Origin of the sequence: Collinsella sp. AF36-3AT, from assembly GCF_003475205.1 — a bacterium.
Taxonomy (GTDB): Bacteria; Actinomycetota; Coriobacteriia; order Coriobacteriales; family Coriobacteriaceae; genus Collinsella; species Collinsella aerofaciens_AF.
Window position 1 is genome coordinate 97,316 of the sequence record NZ_QROZ01000003.1, and the last position, 17,633, is coordinate 114,948.

The 17,633-nt window shown below is 62.0% G+C and carries 13 protein-coding genes; 9 read left to right on the forward strand and 4 right to left on the reverse strand.

Features of this window, described 5'->3' with window-relative positions:
* The 3 genes from clpX to DW003_RS04270 all read left to right on the forward strand — a co-directional run bounded on the left by clpX (position 1) and on the right by DW003_RS04270 (position 5,938).
* Positions 1-1,407, forward strand: coding sequence for an ATP-dependent Clp protease ATP-binding subunit ClpX (gene clpX, locus DW003_RS04260; RefSeq protein ID WP_118387737.1), 1,407 nt, complete (start codon positions 1-3; stop codon positions 1,405-1,407).
* A gap of 210 nt (positions 1,408-1,617) precedes the next feature.
* A complete protein-coding gene (locus DW003_RS04265; protein WP_118387739.1) occupies positions 1,618-4,314 on the forward strand; it encodes a valine--tRNA ligase in 2,697 nt (898 codons plus the stop codon).
* A gap of 280 nt (positions 4,315-4,594) precedes the next feature.
* Entirely contained in the window at positions 4,595-5,938 is a 1,344-nt protein-coding gene (locus tag DW003_RS04270; RefSeq protein ID WP_118387741.1) for a folylpolyglutamate synthase/dihydrofolate synthase family protein, read from the forward strand.
* 349 nt (positions 5,939-6,287) lie between these two features.
* On the opposite strand, the gene DW003_RS04275 is transcribed toward DW003_RS04270, so the two are convergent.
* From DW003_RS04275 to DW003_RS04290, 4 genes are all read right to left on the reverse strand, one after another.
* A complete protein-coding gene (locus DW003_RS04275; protein WP_118387743.1) occupies positions 6,288-7,376 on the reverse strand; it encodes a Xaa-Pro peptidase family protein in 1,089 nt (362 codons plus the stop codon).
* A gap of 129 nt (positions 7,377-7,505) precedes the next feature.
* Positions 7,506-7,904, reverse strand: coding sequence for a DUF1667 domain-containing protein (locus tag DW003_RS04280; RefSeq protein ID WP_117790743.1), 399 nt, complete (start codon positions 7,902-7,904; stop codon positions 7,506-7,508).
* A gap of 4 nt (positions 7,905-7,908) precedes the next feature.
* The gene (locus DW003_RS04285; protein WP_187361895.1) at positions 7,909-9,297 is read right to left on the reverse strand and encodes an NAD(P)/FAD-dependent oxidoreductase; all 1,389 of its coding nucleotides are present in this window, start codon (positions 9,295-9,297) and stop codon (positions 7,909-7,911) included.
* A gap of 1 nt (position 9,298) precedes the next feature.
* Positions 9,299-10,762: an NAD(P)/FAD-dependent oxidoreductase gene (locus tag DW003_RS04290; protein ID WP_118387745.1), complete on the reverse strand. Its 1,464-nt coding sequence runs from the start codon at positions 10,760-10,762 to the stop codon at positions 9,299-9,301.
* A gap of 406 nt (positions 10,763-11,168) precedes the next feature.
* On the opposite strand from DW003_RS04290, the gene DW003_RS04295 reads away from it, so the two are divergent.
* The 6 genes from DW003_RS04295 to DW003_RS04320 all read left to right on the forward strand — a co-directional run bounded on the left by DW003_RS04295 (position 11,169) and on the right by DW003_RS04320 (position 17,633).
* Positions 11,169-11,600 (forward strand): zinc ribbon domain-containing protein, encoded by a 432-nt coding sequence (locus tag DW003_RS04295; protein WP_035138069.1) that lies wholly within the window; start codon positions 11,169-11,171, stop codon positions 11,598-11,600.
* A 229-nt stretch (positions 11,601-11,829) separates the two neighbouring features.
* Positions 11,830-13,593, forward strand: coding sequence for a threonine--tRNA ligase (thrS, locus tag DW003_RS04300; RefSeq protein ID WP_117855028.1), 1,764 nt, complete (start codon positions 11,830-11,832; stop codon positions 13,591-13,593).
* Between the two features lie 323 nt (positions 13,594-13,916).
* Complete coding sequence (locus DW003_RS04305; protein ID WP_117847613.1) at positions 13,917-14,507, forward strand: hypothetical protein; 591 nt, start codon at positions 13,917-13,919, stop codon at positions 14,505-14,507.
* A 125-nt stretch (positions 14,508-14,632) separates the two neighbouring features.
* Complete coding sequence (locus DW003_RS04310; RefSeq protein ID WP_199665664.1) at positions 14,633-15,397, forward strand: sugar transferase; 765 nt, start codon at positions 14,633-14,635, stop codon at positions 15,395-15,397.
* Positions 15,398-15,400: 3 nt separating this feature from the next.
* Positions 15,401-16,318 carry a glycosyltransferase family 2 protein gene (locus DW003_RS04315; RefSeq protein ID WP_117564578.1) on the forward strand — a complete coding sequence of 306 codons (918 nt, stop codon included), beginning with the start codon at positions 15,401-15,403 and terminating at the stop codon, positions 16,316-16,318.
* Between the two features lie 43 nt (positions 16,319-16,361).
* Positions 16,362-17,633, forward strand: coding sequence for a nucleotide sugar dehydrogenase (locus DW003_RS04320; RefSeq protein WP_271807643.1), 1,272 nt, complete (start codon positions 16,362-16,364; stop codon positions 17,631-17,633).

Genomic DNA, 17,633 nt, shown 5'->3' on the forward strand with positions numbered 1-17,633 from the left:
ATGGCAGGAAACATGCAGGACAACTTTGACGAGAATGGCAACCCCATCCGCTGCTCCTTCTGCGGAAAAGAGCAGGGGCAGGTTCGCCGCCTTGTAAAGGGTCCGACCAACATCTTTATCTGCGACGAGTGCGTTGCCGCCTGCTCCGAGATCCTTGAGGAGTCGCTGGCTTCGGACTTTATGGACGCTGCCCGCAACGGCAAGCTGCCGGGCTTCCTCAACGACCACGGCCAGGCTGCTGGGCAGCCCGCCGTGGACCCCGAGGCCGAGGGCTTTGAGCTCGAGGACGACCGCCAGGTCATCACGCATGTGCCGACGCCGCACGAGATCTATGACGAGCTTTCGGCCTATGTCATGGGTCAGGAAGACGCCAAGCGCGCCATGTCGGTGGCCGTTTACAACCACTATCGCCGCGTGATCGAGGGCGGCGCCGCGGTGTCTGCCTTTGACGATGGCATGGGCTCGCAGTTCGATGACGATATGGATGAGGTAGAGCTCGCCAAGTCCAACATCCTGCTGCTCGGTCCCACCGGTACCGGTAAGACCCTGCTCGCCCAGACGCTCGCGCGCATCCTCGAGGTGCCGTTTACCATTGCCGACGCCACCGCGCTTACTGAGGCTGGCTACGTGGGCGAGGATGTGGAGAACATCCTGCTCAAGCTCATCAACGCTGCCGATGGCGATATCGAGCGCGCGCAGGTGGGCATCATCTACGTGGACGAGATCGATAAGATCGCCCGCAAGGCCGAGAACCTCTCTATTACCCGTGATGTCTCGGGCGAGGGTGTTCAGCAGGCGCTGCTTAAGATTCTTGAGGGCACGGTGGCAAGCGTTCCGCCCACCGGCGGCCGCAAGCATCCCCAGCAGGAGCTGCTGCAGATCGACACGACCAACATCCTGTTCATCTGCGGCGGTGCTTTTGTGGGTCTGGATAAGATCATTGCCGATCGCGTGGGCAACAAGGGCGTGGGCTTTAACTCCGAGATCGCCGGCCCCACCTCGGTCGACGAGAACGATCTGCTGCGTCAGGTGCTCCCGCAGGACCTCAACGCCTTTGGCATGATCCCCGAGTTTGTGGGACGTACGCCCGTCGTCACCCAGACGCAGGCGCTCGACGAGGACGACCTGGTGTCGATCCTGACCGAGCCCAAGAACGCCGTGGTGCGCCAGTACCGCAAGATGTTCCAGCTCGAGGACGTTGAGCTTGAGTTTGAGGACGCCGCCCTGCACGAGATCGCCCGCATGGCGCTCGCCCGCAAGACCGGCGCCCGCGGCCTGCGCTCCATCTGCGAGGACGTGCTGCAGCAGACGATGTTCGACCTGCCCAGCGAGGAGGGCGTCACCAAGGTCATCGTGACCGAAGCCTCCGTAAAGGGCGAAGAACAGCCCCAACGCATCTACGGCTAAACCTGCCTAAAACGTGCTTGTAAATAGCCTCCGACCACCCGCGGTCGGAGGCTATTTTATATATACGCAATAACCCCAACTACCTGTGTTATTCTGTGTGTTTGTTTAAGCCTCAGCGAAGTCATTCAGACTGAAGTAATCGATACCTAAGGGGAGGAACGCAGACCCTAACGGGCCTGCGTTCCTCCCCGGCGGGACAGGGAGAGATATATGGAAGAGATGCCCAAGAATTACGATCCGTCGACCAACGAGCCGGCGATCCTGCAGAAGTGGCTCGACGGCGGCTACTACAAGCGCCGCGAGGGCGTGGGCGACTGCACCGTCACCATTCCGCCTCCCAACGTGACCGGCAAGCTCCACATGGGTCACGCCACCGACGACTCCATTCAGGACGCCATCATCCGTATGGCCCGCATGCGCGGCAAGTCCACGCGCTGGGTGCTAGGCACCGATCACGCCGGTATCGCCACGCAGACCAAGGTCGACAAAAAGCTCAAGAGCGAGGGCATCAGCCGCCTGGAGATTGGCCGCGACAAGTTTGTCGACGCCTGCTGGGATTGGACCCACGAGTACGGCGGCATCATCGTCGAGCAGATCAAGCGCATGGGCTGCTCCGTCGACTTCGACAACGAGCGCTTCACCATGGACGAGGACTACGCGCAGGCCGTGCGCAAGGTCTTTTGCGACTGGTACCACGACGGTCTGATCTACCGCGGCAAGCGCATCGTCAACTGGTGCCCCAACTGCACCACCGCCATTTCGGACGACGAGGCCGAGTATAAGGACGAGAAGGGCCACCTGTGGCACCTGCGCTACCCGCTGACCGAGCCGGTTAACGGCCAGGACTACATCGTCGTCGCCACCACGCGCCCCGAGACCATGCTCGGCGACACGGGCGTCGCCGTCTCCCCGAAGGACCCCGAGAAGGCCGCCTTTGTGGGTAAGACCGTCAAGCTCCCCATCGTCGACCGCGAGATCCCCATCTTTGAGGATTGGCATGTCGACGCCAACTTCGGTTCCGGCTTTGTCAAGGTTACCCCGGCCCACGACCCCAACGATTACGCCATGGGTCAGGCCCACGATCTGCCGCAGATCAACATCTTCGACGAGCACGCGGTGGTCGTCGAGGGCTATGGCGAGTTCACCGGCATGAACCGCGACGAGTGCCGCGAGGCGGTCATCAAGTGGTTCGAGGAGCACGACCTGCTCGACCACGTCGAAGAGCTCGACCACTCCGTCATGCACTGCTACCGTTGCGACTCCGCGCTGGAGCCGTGGCTGTCCGAGCAGTGGTTTGTGGCCGTCGACAAGCTCAAGGGTCCGGCGCTCGACGCCGTCAACTCCGGTAAGGTCACCTTCCACCCTGCGCGCTGGACGCAGACCTACACCACCTGGATGGAGAACCTCAAGGACTGGTGCATCAGCCGCCAGCTGTGGTGGGGCCACCGCATCCCCGTGTTCTACTGCGAGGACTGCGGCTGGGAGGACGCCCTTACCGAGGACACCGACGTGTGCCCCAAGTGCGGCGGCCATCACGTGCATCAGGACGAGAACGTGCTGGACACCTGGTTCAGCTCTCAGCTGTGGACCTTCGCCACGCAGGGCTGGCCGCAAAAGCCGGAACTGCTCGAGGGCCATCACCCCACGACGGCGCTGGTCACCGCGCGCGACATCATCGCGCTGTGGGTCGCCCGCATGGTCATGAGCTCGCTGTATTTCTTGGACGAGGTGCCGTTTAAGGACGTCGTCATCTACCCGACGATACTGGCCAAGGACGGCAGCCGCATGTCCAAGTCCAAGGGTAACGGCGTTGACCCCATGGACCTCATCGGTATGTACGGCGCCGACGCCATGCGCTACAACCTGCTGACGCTGTGCACCATCAACCAGGACGTCAAGTTTGACGCGAACATCGATAAGAAGACCAAGAAGCTCATCGACAGCCCGCGTACCGACCAGGCCAAGAGCTTTGTGACCAAGATCTGGAACGCCAGCCGCTTCCTGCTCATGAACATGGAGGGCTACACGCCCGGCGAGCCCGTCGTGGAGACGCCGGCCGACGCCTGGATGTTCAGCCGTCTGGCCAAGGCCGTGAAAATGGTCACCGAGGGTATCGAGAACTACACCTTTGGCGACATGGCCCGCGGCGTGCAGCAGTTCTTCTGGAACGAGGTCTGCGACTGGTACGTCGAGGTCACCAAGGCCCGCCTGAAGGGCGAGGGCCGACTGCAGGCTCAGCGCAACCTGATCTTTGTGCTCGACACCTCCATTCGCCTGATGCACCCGCTCATGCCGTTCGTTACCGAGGAGATCTGGGACAACATGCCGGCGAGCGTGCTCGATCTGGACGCCGAGGGCAACGTGAACCGCGCCGAGGCGCTCATGATCGCCAAGTGGCCCGAGCCCGCCGACTACGCCAAGTATGTTGACGAGGACGCCGAGCGCGCGTTTGAGCTGTGCCGCGCCGTCGTTTCCGCCGCTCGCGCCACGCGTTCGCGTTATCGCTTGAGCCCCAAGGCCGAGCTCGACGTGGTCGTGCGCGCCGGTGCTGAGGACATCGAGAAGCTCGAGAGCCTGCGCTCCACGATTGAGCCGCTGGCGAACACCGCTTCGCTGGTCATGGGTACCGACGTCGAGAAGCCTGCCGCGAGCATTGCCGTGGTCGATAGCGGCGTCGAGGTCTTCGTGGTACTCGAGGGCAAGGTTGATCTTTCGGCCGAGAAGGCGCGCCTGGAGAAGGAGATCGCCGCGGCTCAGAAGGAGCTCGCCGGCTGCGAGAAGACCCTTGCCAACGAGGGCTTTGTGGCCAAGGCCGCGCCTGCGGTGGTCCAGAAGAAGAGGGACCGTGCAGCTGAGCTCAAGGAGATCCTGGTGGCGCTGACTGCTCAGGTTGCTGATTTCTCGTAGGCGGTACTGGGGGACGCGTCCCGATGCTTTGCTCTCCGCTGCGGACAGTCCTGCGCAAGACGGACAGCACATTAAGTGCTGTCCTTTGCGTGCGGAACTTGCGGCGAGCAAAGCATCGGGCCGCTCCCAGTTCGTTTACGTGGTCGTTTGCATCTGGCGTGTTAGGGCCACTTGGTCGTGGCCTTGATCTTGCTGCAAAGCGGTGTTTGGCTGTTATTTTGAATGGGAGGGGCTCGTTGTTTGTTGCGGGCCTCTTTTTATGTTGAGGGGACTTTGGGTTATGGCTAAGCGTTCTGGGTCGTATGTCGTTCCTTTCTCGTTTGAGTTGCTTTCGTTTGATGAGGCTGTTGGGCTTGCTGCTGATACGGGGCGGATTTCTGGGGATGCTGGTCCTTTGCTTGAGACGGTTGTCGATATGCTTGATGAGCTGGGACGTCCGGACGAGTATTTCGATTGCATTCAGGTTGCCGGTACTAATGGCAAGACTTCGACCACGCGTTTTTCGGCTGCCATCCTTCGTGGTGAGGGGTTAAAGACCGCGCTGTATACGTCGCCGCAGCTGGTGCGCTATCCCGAGCGCATGGAGGTTGATGGGCGCGTTGTGAGCGACGAGTCGTTTGCCCGTGGTGTTTCTGCTGCTGTTGAGGCGGGACATCGCGTGAATGCCCGTCGTGTGGCGGCGGGGGAGCGCGCCTATACCATCACGCCGTTTGATCTGCTGACGGCTGCTGCTCTTGTGGTGTTTGCCGAGGCCGCGGTGGATGTTGCCGTGCTTGAGGTCGGCATGGGCGGACGCTGGGACGCCACGAGTGCGACCGATCCCGTCGCCGTTGCCATTACGGGCATTGGGCTCGATCACACACGCATTTTGGGCGATACGCTCGAGGCCATTGCGGGGGAGAAGGCTGCGGTTATTAAGCCTGGACGCCTGGTTGTTTTGGGCGAGGGTACGCACGAGGCGAGCGTTCAGCGCGTGATGGATGCACGTTGTCGCGAGTGCGGCATAGTGCCGCTGGTGGTGAACCATGCCACGACCAAGGTGCCGGCACATGTGGGCGACACGGTTGAGTTTAGCTGCACCACGCCGCGTGCGATCTATACGTCTAGCATGGTCAAGCCGGCGTATCAGCCGCAGAATGCCGCGTGCGCGATTATGCTGTGCGAGGGGTATCTGGGTCGCGAGCTCGATCATGACAAGCTCGATGCGTCGCTTATGGGCTGCCCCACGCCGGGTCGCTTTGATGTGCTGGGAACCAATCCGCTCAAGCTGATCGACGCCTGTCATAACCCTCAGAGCTGCGAGAACTTTGTGAGCGCACTGGACGAGATCGATTCGTGCGTAGAGAATCGCCCCACGCTGCTGTGCGCCGCGCTGGCCGATAAGGACGTGGCGGGTATCGTTGACGTTCTGGTTCCGGCGTTCCCCCGCGTGGTCGTAACCCAGACCGATTCCGATCGCGCCTTGCCCGCACAGGAGCTTGCCTCCCTGGTGGACGCCGACAAGCTCGCGGGCGTATATCCGAGCGTGCCCGAGGCCCTCGCTGCCTTCGATGCCGCGGGCGAGCCTTTCGTAGCAGCCGGTACCATCACCCTAGCCGGCGAAGTAGCGGGGCTGCTCCGTTAACCCATCCCCTCATCAGTTGCGGTGAAATACGGACTGTTTTACAAGCCAGAAGCCTCAAACGGTCCGTATATCACCGCAACTCAAAAGCAGTCAATTTGGGACGGGGCTTTTTTGGCTGCCCTGCGCCTCGAGTTGACTTGCTCGCCACGAAATGGGCCTATTTACTACGTTTGACCGGTAACCCTCGACCATACCGAGAATTGCGAAATCAAAACCGCAGGTAAAGGGCTTGCCAGTTTTGCGAAAACACGGGTATGGTCGACCCACGCGGGCTAAACGTAGTAGATAGGCCGTTTTTGTGGCGGCATTCATGTGATGCGGCAAAGGGACAGCCCCTTTGCCGCATTGCCTAGTCTAAGCGGACCGGATCGTGGGGGTAGGCGTTGAGAACCTCGACGCCGTTCTCGGTCACCAGGGCTAGGTCCTCGATGCGGACGCCGGTGTGACCGGGGAGGTATATACCCGGTTCGATAGAGAACGTCATGCCCGGCTCTACGACCTGCTCGTTGGCGAGCGAGACATCGCCCGGCTCGTGGTCTTGCAGACCGATTGAGTGACCCAGGCGGTGCGTAAAGTACTGCCCATAGCCCGCATCCTCAATCACGTCGCGTGCGGCGCGGTCCAAGTCGCACATACGAACGCCCGGCGTGATGAGCGTCTCGGCGGCCTCGTTGGCGCGGCGCACGATGTCGTAGACGTGCGCGGTCTCCTCGTCCGGCTGGCCCCAAAAGAACGTGCGTGTCATGTCCGAGCAGTAGTTGCGACGGCGTCCGCCAATGTCGAACAGCACCACGTCGCCATGCTTGAGCACGGTATCGTCGGGTTCGTGATGCGGGTCGCCGGCGTTGGCGCCAAAGCTCACGATGGGCGGAAAGCTAAAGCCCTCGCAGCCGTGCTTGCGGTACAGGCCGAGCATCTGGTCGGCGATTTCGCGCTCCGTCACGCCCTCGTAGACGAGTTTGATGGCATCGGCCATCACGGCGTCGTTGGCGGCCGAGGACACGCGCATAAGCTCCTGCTCGGCGGCATCCTTGTAGGTGCGCGCGGCGGTGACGGCAAAGTCACCCAGGAAAAACTCGCTTGCGGCGTGGTGCTCTATGAGCGGCATCAAAAAGCCGGAACGCATGACAGTGTCGACGCCAAGCGGCTTGGCTGGGTCGATCTCACTCGCGATGGCGTCGGTCACGACGTCGGTGTCGGTGTGGTAGGCCACGCGGGCATTGTCGTACTCGGGCAGCTGATGCAGGGCGTTGACTAAGATCACGGGCTCGTCATCGCGCGCGAGCAGCACGCCGCAAAAACGCTCGAACATATCGGCATAAAAGCCGGTCAGATAGTAGATCGACCACGGGTCATTCACAAGCAGCTGCGCGCCGGGGTGCTGAGCCTCGAGCGCATCGAGCACGCGCGCCACACGCTGGTCATCGACATGTGCCATACATCGTCCTTTCGCTAGGTTGCCACCATGGTATCCCATGCCCGGCACATAGGGACGTTCCTTTTATGCCGGCACCTTGGGACACTCCTTGCAAAAGCAGCCAAAAGAGCCCCGTCCCAAATTAGCTGCTTAGGTTGGATCGATGTTCATGCTGGCGACTAGGTCAATGTTGGTGCCGAGAAGATCTTCCTGCACGACGTCGCCCATGCGGATGGGGGCGTCGACGACTAGGCCGCGGATGAGGTCCATCGCCTGGGCATGGAGTTCGAGCGGGATGGCTTCGGCCGTGCGCACGGGCAGCAGCGCCTCGTCGCCGCCGGATACGGCCACGGTGGTGGTAAGCACGCGCATGGGACAGGTGAGCTCCTGATGCGCGAACGTATCGCCACGTGGGCAGCTGTTGCCGGTTACGGAGTGCACCTCTGCCACGGCGCCGTCTGTGTCGCGCTCCACCTCTACGGTCAGGAGGCACTCGGATGGGCAGGTGGTGCAGTTGAACTGCAGCGTTTCAATCGCGTTTGTGCTCATGACTCTACGCCTCCTCAACGGGGTCGACGGACAGGACGATTTCGCTGGCACCCAGGTCGAGTGCGCGCTGAATCACCTTTGTCGGCAGCGGGAAGCTTTCCATGACGCTCGGTTTAAACGCGCGGACTTTGCCCGCAAACACTTCTTCGCCGTTGGCCAAGATGCGTACTCGAGCGGTATCGACCGGCCGGCGCACGCGGAAGTTAAGTTTAGTGAGCCCGACGGTCGTAATGCGGCCCGGCAGTGCGTAGCCTGCGATGCCGGCGGGGGAGACCGTGAGCTCGCAGCCCGTGCCCGCAGCGCCCACTTCGTCATCCGCGCCGTTCCCCAGCGCGTACGCCGCCGCGGCTGCACCGGCGCGTTCGGACTCGGTCGTCACGTTGTCGGCCAGGTCGTGCACGTGCAGCACGTTGCCACAGGCAAAGATGCCCGGCACGCCCGTTTGCAGACTCTGGTCCACCACGGCGCCGCGCGTGTGCGGGTCAAGCTCAACGCCCGCGGCAACCGAAAGCTCGTTCTCGGGAATCAGGCCCACCGAGAGCAGCAGTGTGTCGCACGAAACGATGCGCTCGGTTCCCGGAATGGGCGCCAGGTGCTCGTCGACCTGACTCACCTCGACGGCCTCCACGCGGTCGTGCCCGATCACGCTCGTCACCGTGGTGGACAGGTGCAGCGGAATGCCAAAATCGTCCAGGCAGTTCTTGACATTGCGGCGCAGGCCGTTGGCGTACGGCATGAGCTCGTACACGCCCTCGACCGAAATCCCCTCGAGCGTGCAGCGGCGCGCCATGATCAGCCCGATGTCACCCGAGCCCAAAATGACGGCACGCGAGCCGGGCTTGAGATTTTCGATATTGATGTATCGCTGCGCCAGGCCCGCCGTAAACACGCCGGCGGGACGGCTACCTGGAATCTTGATCTCGCTGCGGGTGCGCTCGCGGCAGCCCATAGCAAGGACGACCGCTCGCCCGGTGAGCTGTAGCATACCGGCGGGGCTCATGAGCGTGACGGTATGGACCGCGGCGGCTCCCGCACCCTCGTCCACGCTCGACGCGCCCGCGCCCTCGCTCGAATCGATCCCAAGTACCATGCTGTCCAAGAACAGCGTGATTTCGGTCTCGCGCACCTGGTTGATAAAGCGCTGCGCGTACTCGGGACCGGTGAGCTCCTGCTTAAAGTGTGAAAGGCCAAATCCGGGGTGGATGCACTGGCGCAGGATGCCACCCAGATGCTGCTCGCGCTCCACGATGGCCACGCGTGTGCCGGCCTTGTGCGCGGCAAGCGCGGCCGCCATGCCGGCGGGGCCGCCTCCGATAACGACCACGTCGAACGCCCGCGTTTGCACGGTCTCAACGGCGTCGGTATTAATCGCGCTCGACCCGAATTCCGCCATCCTAGCGCACCCCCTTCAGCAGTCCCTCAACCAACCAAGATCCGGTATCCTCCAACAGCACCTCGCTGGGGTCACACCCCAGCTCGCGGGCCAGAATCGCCACCACGCGGCTTTGACAGAAACCACTCTGGCACCGACCCATGCCGGCGCGGCAGCGGCGTTTGACACCCTCGACCGAAACCGCGCCCGGACGGCGTCGAATCGCGGCCACAATCTCGGCCTCGGGCACCGTCTCGCAGCGGCAGACGATCTGCCCCCACGCGGGGTCGGACTCAATGAGCTTTTCCTTGCGCGCAAGCGGCGCGCGGTCAAAGTCGTCCGGCGCGCGGCGAATCGGGTCCCAATCGGCACGTTCGCGCAGGGCTACGCCGGCATCGCGCATAACCTGCTCCATGCGCTCGGCAATGGCCGGCGCGCTCGCCACGCCCGGCGACTGAATGCCCGACGCCTGGAACAGCCCCGGCACCACGGCCGCCTGCCCAATAAAGAAGTCGTTCGCACCCTGAATGACCGGACGCCCGCCGGCAAACGCGCGCACCACGCGGCGCGTGTCCAGATCGGGCACCAGCTTGCGCGCGCCGGTCAGGAGCGCGTTGACGTCGTCCGCATAGGTCTGCGTGTCGCCTGGCTCGCGCACGGCAGCGGTCGCGGTGATCACGGTGTTGCCGTGTACCGTGCCCGTGACGATAACGCCCTTGGACACCGGCGTGGGCACGGGATAGAGCGGCATGAGCGTGCGCGGCTCCTTGTCCAATACCACGATGTTTCCCTGGCGCCAGACCATCTGAAACTCCTCGGCGCCGGCCATATGCGAGATGTCCGCGGCACCGTTGCCCGCAGCGTTGATCAGGTAACGGCAACGCACGTCGCCGGCGGGCGTTGCCAGCGTAAAACGTGCAGCCCCGTCGGTTGCCTCGCTGCCAGCAACCTCAATCGCCTCCACCGGTGCGGAGCGCATAAACGTCACGCCGTTGGCGACGGCGTTCTCCAGCGCGGCGATGGCCACTTCAAATGGGTCAACGTAACCGGTCGAAGGGCACCACAGCGCGCACGTCGCCTCGGCACTCGCGCGCGGCTCCAGCTCGTGGATGCGGTCGGGGCCGATAATCGACAGTTCGGGCACGCCGTTGGCAAGGCCATTCTGGCGCAGCTTCTCCAGGTGCGCGCGGTCTTCGTCGTTAAAGCCCAGCACCATCGACCCGGTGCGGCGGAACAAAAAGCCTAGCTCCTGGGCCCACATGCCATATAGCTCGCAACCACGGGCGTTGACCTGCGCCTTTACGGTGCCAGGGGCCGGATCGTAGCCGGCGTGCACCAGACCGCCGTTGGCCTTCGATGCGCCCAGTGCGATATCGTTGGCCGCCTCGACCACACAAATGGACAGGTCATAGCGCGCGAGCTGCCTCGCGATGGCGCACCCGGTGATGCCCGCGCCCACAATCGCGATATCAAACGTTTCCGTCACAGTGCCTCCCAGACAAGTTGACAGGCTGTCAATAGGACTATCCTACGGTCTGCACACCCCCAGCGCGGCGGCAATGCGGCGAACAGCCCCGCAACACCCGCCAACGGCAGGCGAGGGGAGACTCGGCAACGTCGACAATCTCGTCCGCCGACAACTACGGCAACCGTTCGTCTCGATCTGTAACAGTTAGACGAGGATTTGGGTTCCAGATGTTACAGATTGAGATGTTAGTCTGACGGCGCACCCGCTCGTCTAAATCTGTAACATCTAGGACCAGATTCCGCTCCCACCTGTTACAGATTGAGATGTTTGTGTCCGCACCAGCCCCGCCCCTAGCCGTGGTCCCATATAAACAAACCCCGTGGTAAACTTGACCGGACTGTAAATATCCCGAAAGGTACCCGTAATGTCCAAGTACATCTCCGAGCTCATGTCGCCGCAGCTTATGGGCGTCGTCTATGCCTTCGTTGGCTTTATCATCGCCCTGTATGTGCTGTCGGTCGTCTATGTGTTCATCGACGCTCGCCGCCGCGGCGCCAGCGCCTACGTGGCATGGGGCATCATCGCCCTCATCCCGTTTGTGGGCCTCATCGCCTACCTGGTCTTGCGCCCGCACTCCTACGCGGCCGACCGCGAGGAGCAGGAGCTGGACATGGCCCTGCGCGAGCGTCAGCTTGCCCAGTACGGCACCTGCCCGCAGTGCGGCGCGCCCATCGAGAAGGACTTCGTCGTCTGCCCGGTGTGCGACACCCAGGTTCGAAACGTCTGCCCCAGCTGCCATCGCCCGCTCGATGCGCACTGGAAGGTCTGCCCCTACTGCCGAACTCGCATCCAGTAACGCATCCATCGCCGGGCCGGCCGCAAGCCACGGGCAGCGCGCGTCCCGCGCAAGCCACACGCGCACCCCGCCCCACACGATGAAGCATGCGTAGAAAATCGCCCGCCGTGCCATTAAGGTGCGGCGGGCGCTTGTATACCAAGGCAACCTGCCTATAATGATGCAAGTCAAAAACGCCGAGCGCATCGCACGCACTTGCATCAGGCATCCGAGAGGAGAAAACATACCCATGAAGGCACTCTACAATGACGGTTCGGTGGCCGAGCTCCCGCAGGACGAGGTCACGCACGTCATCCGCCACTCCGCCGCGCACATCATGGCGCAGGCCATCAAGCGCCTCTATCCCGAGGCCGACTTTGCCTACGGTCCCGCGACCGACAACGGCTTCTATTACGACGTCGACCTGCCCGAGGGCGTCAAGATCAGCGAGGACGATTTCCCCGCGATCGAGGCCGAGATGAAAAAGATTGTCAAGGAGAACCTCAAGTTCTCCGTGTACGAGAAGCCCCGCGCCGAGGCCATCGCCCTTATGGAGGAGCGCGGCGAGAAGTACAAGGTCGAGCACATCGGCGACCTGGACGACGACGCCCGCATTACCTTCTACCAGCAGGGCGACTACATCGACATGTGCGTCGGCCCCCACATCTGCTACACCAAGGCCCTCAAGGCCTTTAAGCTCACCGGCGTCTCGGGCGCCTACTGGAAGGGCGACAAGGACAACAAGATGCTCACCCGCATCAACGGCGTCGCCTTTGCCACCAAGGAAGAGCTCGACGAGCACATGCACATGCTGGAGGAGGCCAGGAAGCGCGACCACCGCAAGATCGGTCGCGAGATGGACCTCTTTATGATGCGCGACGAGGCCCCCGGCTTCCCGTTCTTCCTGCCCAACGGCATGATCCTTAAGAACGCGCTGCTGGACTACTGGCGCGAGATCCACCACAAGGCCGGCTACGTGGAGATCTCCACGCCGCTCATCATGAACAAGCAGCTGTGGAAGACCTCGGGTCACTGGGACCACTACAAGGACAACATGTACTCCACCGTCATCGACGACGAAGAGTACTGCATTAAGCCCATGAACTGCCCGGGCGGCGTGCTGGTGTACGCCTCCAAGCCGCATTCCTATCGCGAGCTGCCCATTCGCGCCGGCGAGATTGGCCTGGTGCACCGCCACGAGCTGCGCGGCGCCCTGCACGGCCTGTTCCGCGTGCGCTGCTTTAACCAGGACGACGCTCACCTGTTTGTGCGTCCCGACCAGCTGACCGACGAGATCGTGGGCGTGGTCAACCTCATCGACTCCGTGTACCAAAAGTTTGGCTTTAAGTACCACGTTGAGCTTTCTACCCGCCCCGAGGACTCCATGGGTTCCGACGAGGACTGGGCGCGCGCCGAGGAGGGCCTGCGCACCGCTCTGGAGCAGCTGCATATGGACTATGAGGTCAACGAGGGCGACGGCGCCTTCTACGGCCCCAAGATCGACTTCCACCTGGAGGACTCGCTCGGCCGCACTTGGCAGTGCGGTACCGTCCAGCTCGACTTCCAGATGCCGCTCAACTTTGACCTGGAGTACGTAGACGCCGACGGCACCAAGAAGCGCCCCATCATGCTGCACCGCGTGTGCTTTGGCTCCATCGAGCGCTTCATCGGTATTCTGATTGAGCACTTTGCTGGCAAGTTCCCCACCTGGCTGGCCCCCGTGCAGGTCAAGGCGCTTCCGGTTTCCGAGAAGAGCCGCGACTATGCCCACGAGGTGTGCGCCAAGCTGGAGGAGGCCGGCATCCGCGTGGTCTGCGACGACCGTGACGAGAAGATTGGCTACAAGATCCGCGAGGCCCGCAGCATCGACCGCGTGCCCTACATGCTTATCCTGGGCGAGAAGGAGGTCGAGGCCGGCAACATCTCCGTCCGCGATCGCTCCAACGAGACCGTTCAGATGAGCGTTGACGAGTTTGTTGCCAAGGTACTCGAGGAGATTAAAACCCGCGCCTAAGGCAACCCAACAGAAACAACGAAAGGCGACCGTCCACAAAGGGCGGTCGCCTTTTTTAATGCCAAAACGAGAAAAAGCCGCTGGTAGAGCGCCTTTTTTGTTGTGCAAAAAGGTACAGGTTTTTGTAGAGGGCTATGGAGATGTGTCCTTTCGCGCCGCAATTTGTGCAATCTGGGAAAACAGTCCGAATTAACTTGTATAATGGCTCGTGTCGAAAGATACAAAAACCTGTACTTTTGCGACTGCGCCTAGCTGCGAGCGAGAAGATGTTCTAAACGCCCCGGTATTTGCGTGCGTCGCAAAGCCAGAAAAGGGGGCGAGAGATGGAGCAGACAACGCGGCGCCAAGAGCAACTGCCGGGCGCATTCAACGGCGCAACTACCAACAGCCAGCATGGCCGCGTCCGCTGGTATCTGGTCCACACCCCCAACGGTAAAGAGCGCGAGACCTGCGAAAAGGTCCGCCGTATTATCCCGCACGATCTGATGCAGGACGCTTTTGTGATGCAAAAGGAGTTCTGGTTTAAGCGGGACGGCGCCTGGTCGCTCCAAACCAAACCCATGTACAAGGAATATTTCTTCGTCGCCACGCACGATGCCGCAGCGCTCGATAGGGCTTTGGCTCAACTGAGCTTTGGCTGCCGCATTGCCGGCAGCAGGGAGCGGGCCTATGCGCCTATGCCGGACGATGCGCAGGAGTGGTACCGCAGCGTGCTGGACGACGACGGAGTGGTGCGCAACAGCGTGGCGCGCATAGAAGATGGCGTGCTGCACATAGAGCAGGGTCCACTTGTGGGGCAAGAGGCCCGCGTTAAAAAGGTCGACCGTCATAAGCGCTGGTGCCTGGTGGACGTGGGCGAAGGCGTCTCCGCTTTTAGGGAGCTGCTTCCGCTGGACGTTCCCAGCAAAACGTAAGGGATACGTTGCACCGGCAATTTATTTGGTTTTTGAATTTGTGGATTTGGGGGGGGGGGGTTCCTGGGGACAGGAACGAAAGTTTTATTGTGACTGCTAAAGAAGTAACAGAGAATAATGCGCCCGTGGGGGCGACGCTCATTGCTCGGGCCATGGACCGGCGCAAGGGCACGGCGGGTGCTGGGGTCGGCTCCGCTGCAAACACGGGTGCGGTGAGCCTCCCGGGCTCGCCCGAGTTCGCTGCAGAGTCCCGTGCGCTCGACACGCGATCGCTTGGCTACCGCTTCGTGAAGCGCACGTTCGACATCGCGTTCAGTGCGTGCGTCTGCGTCGTGGCTCTTATCCCTGGCACGGTTCTTTGCGCGTTCATTGCGGCCGACACCAAGGGTGCTCCCATCTATGCGCACGAGCGGGCTGGGCGCTTCGGTCGCCCCATCCGCGTGCTCAAGTTCCGCTCCATGGTCGCCGACGCCAACGACGTGGAGAAGTACCTCAGCCCCGAGCAGATCGAGGAGTGGCACCGCGAGCGGAAGGTCACAAACGATCCCCGCATCACCAAGCTAGGCCGCGTCCTGCGCAAGACTTCCCTGGACGAGCTGCCCCAGTTCTTCAACGTGCTCGCGGGCCAGCTCTCCGTCATCGGCCCTCGCGCCATCACCTACGAGGAGCTCGGGAACTTTACGCACGAGCAACAGGTGCAGGTGCTTGCCGTCCCGCAGGGCATTACCGGTGCCTGGCAGTCGGGCCCGCGCAACCTCGCGACCTTCGAGAACGGCCTGCGCCAGGAGTTCGAGCTTGCCTACGCGAAGGGTGCCAGCCTCAAGGCAGACTGGAAGGTCTTCTTCAAGACCTTTGGCGTCATGTTCGGCAAGAAGAAGACGGGGAGGTAGCGCATGAGTGCTGACAAACCCCTCGTCTCGATCGTGGTGCCGACCTACAAGCGCTCTGACAGGATTCGCGTGGCCCTGGACTCAATCGCCGCGCAGGACTACGGCGCGGAGAACATCGAACTGATTGTAGTGAGCGACAATCGGCCGGAGTGGCCGGAAAGCGCCGAGACCGACGCGGCGGTCGCCCCCTATGCCGCGAGCCTTCCGCACTTTAGGCTGCTGCACACCTCCGGCCAGACCGGCGGCGGGGCGGCGCGCAACTACGCCTGCCGCCAGGCGACGGGCGAGTACCTCACGTTCCTCGACGATGACGACGAGTTCCTGCCTGACAAGGTGTCCACCCAGGTCGCCTTCATGCAGGAAAACTCCCTCGACATGAGCTGGCAGGATGTCTCGTGGTATGACGAACGTGGCCGGCTTGTGGAGCACCGCAGGCTCGACCATTGCGAGGACTTCTCCACCGAGGGTCTGCTGCGCGCGCACCTCCTAACGCCGATAAGCCCAACGGCCATCTATATGCTCAGGCGCGACCTGTTCGACCGCACTGAGGGTTTCGGCGAGGTGGCGACCGGCCAAGACTGGTGGCTGATGCTGCGCTGCATAGAGGCTGGCGCCCACATGGGCTACATGCCCGAGGTGCACGTGAGGCAGTACCTCCATTCCGGCGAGAGGCTCTCGCTTGGCAAGAACAAGGTAAACGGCGAGGTCGCAAGGCACGAGGTGGTGCGCGGCTACTACCCGCGCCTCAGCAAGAAGGATGTGCGCTACATCGAATTTCGCCACAACGCCGTGCTCGCCTTCGCTATGAAGCGCAGCAACCAGCCAGGCCAGGCTGTGATTTACGCCTTAAAGGCCATTGCCTCATCGCCCGCCGCCTGCGTCTCTGAGGCGCTGAAGTTCTTCGGCAAGGCGAAATCCTAACTATTTCATATGTGTGCCTGCTCTTAACGAAAGGTTGAATGATATGTCCGAAAAAATGAAGATAGCAGTCGCCGGCACCGGCTATGTGGGGCTCTCGTTGGCCGTTCTGCTCTCGCAGCACAACGAGGTGCGCGCGCTCGACATCGTCTCCGAGAAGGTAGAGAAGATTAACGCTTTTCAGTCGCCCATCCAGGACGACGAGATTGAGCTCTTCCTGGCCGAGGCTAAGGCGGGCACGAGGAAGCTCGACCTGCATGCAACCGTGGACGTCGCCGAGGCCTATACAGGCGCGGATTTCGCCATCGTGGCCACGCCAACGAACTACGACTCGGACCGCAACTTTTTCGACACCTCGTCTGTTGAAGCCGCAATTTCGGCAATCCGCTCGGTGAACCCGACGGCCTGGATTGTCATCAAGTCGACCATCCCTGTGGGTTACACTTCGTCGCTTCGCGAGACGCTTGGCGACAGCCGCATCATCTTCAGCCCCGAGTTCCTTCGAGAGAGCAAGGCGCTCTACGATAATTTGCACCCTAGCCGCATCGTTGTGGGCGCGCCCAAGGACGACGAGGAAGCTGTGAAGGCCGCAAAGACGTTTGCTGGGCTGCTCGCCCAAGGCGTCGGCCCCGCCGAGCTTGAGCGCACCAACCCTGATGGCACGACGGGCATCCCGCAGCTCGTTCTTGGTACCACCGAGGCGGAGGCCGTGAAGCTGTTCGCCAACACCTACCTGGCACTTCGCGTGGCGTACTTCAATGAGCTGGACACTTACTGCGAGATGAGGGGACTCAACACCAAGGACGTCATCGATGGCGTGTGCCTAGAGCCCCGCATTGGCTCCCACTACAACAACCCCTCCTTCGGCTACGGCGGCTACTGCCTGCCCAAGGACACCAAGCAGTTGCTGGCCAACTATAAGGACGTGCCTCAGAACCTTATCGAGGCCATCGTCGATGCCAACCGCACTCGCAAGGACTACATTGCAGACGAGGTACTGCAACTGCTGTGGGACAAGGTATACGAAGGCAAGGAGAAGCCCGTGGCGGGCGTGTACCGCCTGACCATGAAGTCGAACTCCGACAATTTCCGCGCCAGTTCCATCCAGGGCGTTATGAAGCGCGTGAAGGCCAAGGGAGTGCCGGTCGTTGTCTACGAGCCAACGCTGGACGCGCCGGAATTCTTCGGTTCCGAGGTGACGCATGACCTTGAGAAGTTCAAGGCCGAGTGCGACGTGATCATTGCCAACCGGTGGAGCGACGATCTGGCCGATGTTGCCGGCAAGGTGTATACCCGCGACCTATTCAAGAGGGATTAG

What these genes read in the sequence shown, in the direction of transcription:
- DW003_RS04315 (WP_117564578.1), top strand. Translation starts at nt 15,401, where the DNA reads ATGAGTGCTGACAAACCCCTCGTCTCGATCGTGGTGCCGACCTACAAG.
- DW003_RS04270 (WP_118387741.1), top strand. Translation starts at nt 4,595, where the DNA reads ATGGCTAAGCGTTCTGGGTCGTATGTCGTTCCTTTCTCGTTTGAGTTG.
- DW003_RS04275 (WP_118387743.1), bottom strand. Translation starts at nt 7,376, where the DNA reads ATGGCACATGTCGATGACCAGCGTGTGGCGCGCGTGCTCGATGCGCTC.
- DW003_RS04280 (WP_117790743.1), bottom strand. Translation starts at nt 7,904, where the DNA reads ATGAGCACAAACGCGATTGAAACGCTGCAGTTCAACTGCACCACCTGC.
- DW003_RS04305 (WP_117847613.1), top strand. Translation starts at nt 13,917, where the DNA reads ATGGAGCAGACAACGCGGCGCCAAGAGCAACTGCCGGGCGCATTCAAC.
- clpX (WP_118387737.1), top strand. Translation starts at nt 1, where the DNA reads ATGGCAGGAAACATGCAGGACAACTTTGACGAGAATGGCAACCCCATC.
- DW003_RS04295 (WP_035138069.1), top strand. Translation starts at nt 11,169, where the DNA reads ATGTCCAAGTACATCTCCGAGCTCATGTCGCCGCAGCTTATGGGCGTC.
- DW003_RS04265 (WP_118387739.1), top strand. Translation starts at nt 1,618, where the DNA reads ATGGAAGAGATGCCCAAGAATTACGATCCGTCGACCAACGAGCCGGCG.
- DW003_RS04285 (WP_187361895.1), bottom strand. Translation starts at nt 9,297, where the DNA reads ATGGCGGAATTCGGGTCGAGCGCGATTAATACCGACGCCGTTGAGACC.
- DW003_RS04320 (WP_271807643.1), top strand. Translation starts at nt 16,362, where the DNA reads ATGTCCGAAAAAATGAAGATAGCAGTCGCCGGCACCGGCTATGTGGGG.
- thrS (WP_117855028.1), top strand. Translation starts at nt 11,830, where the DNA reads ATGAAGGCACTCTACAATGACGGTTCGGTGGCCGAGCTCCCGCAGGAC.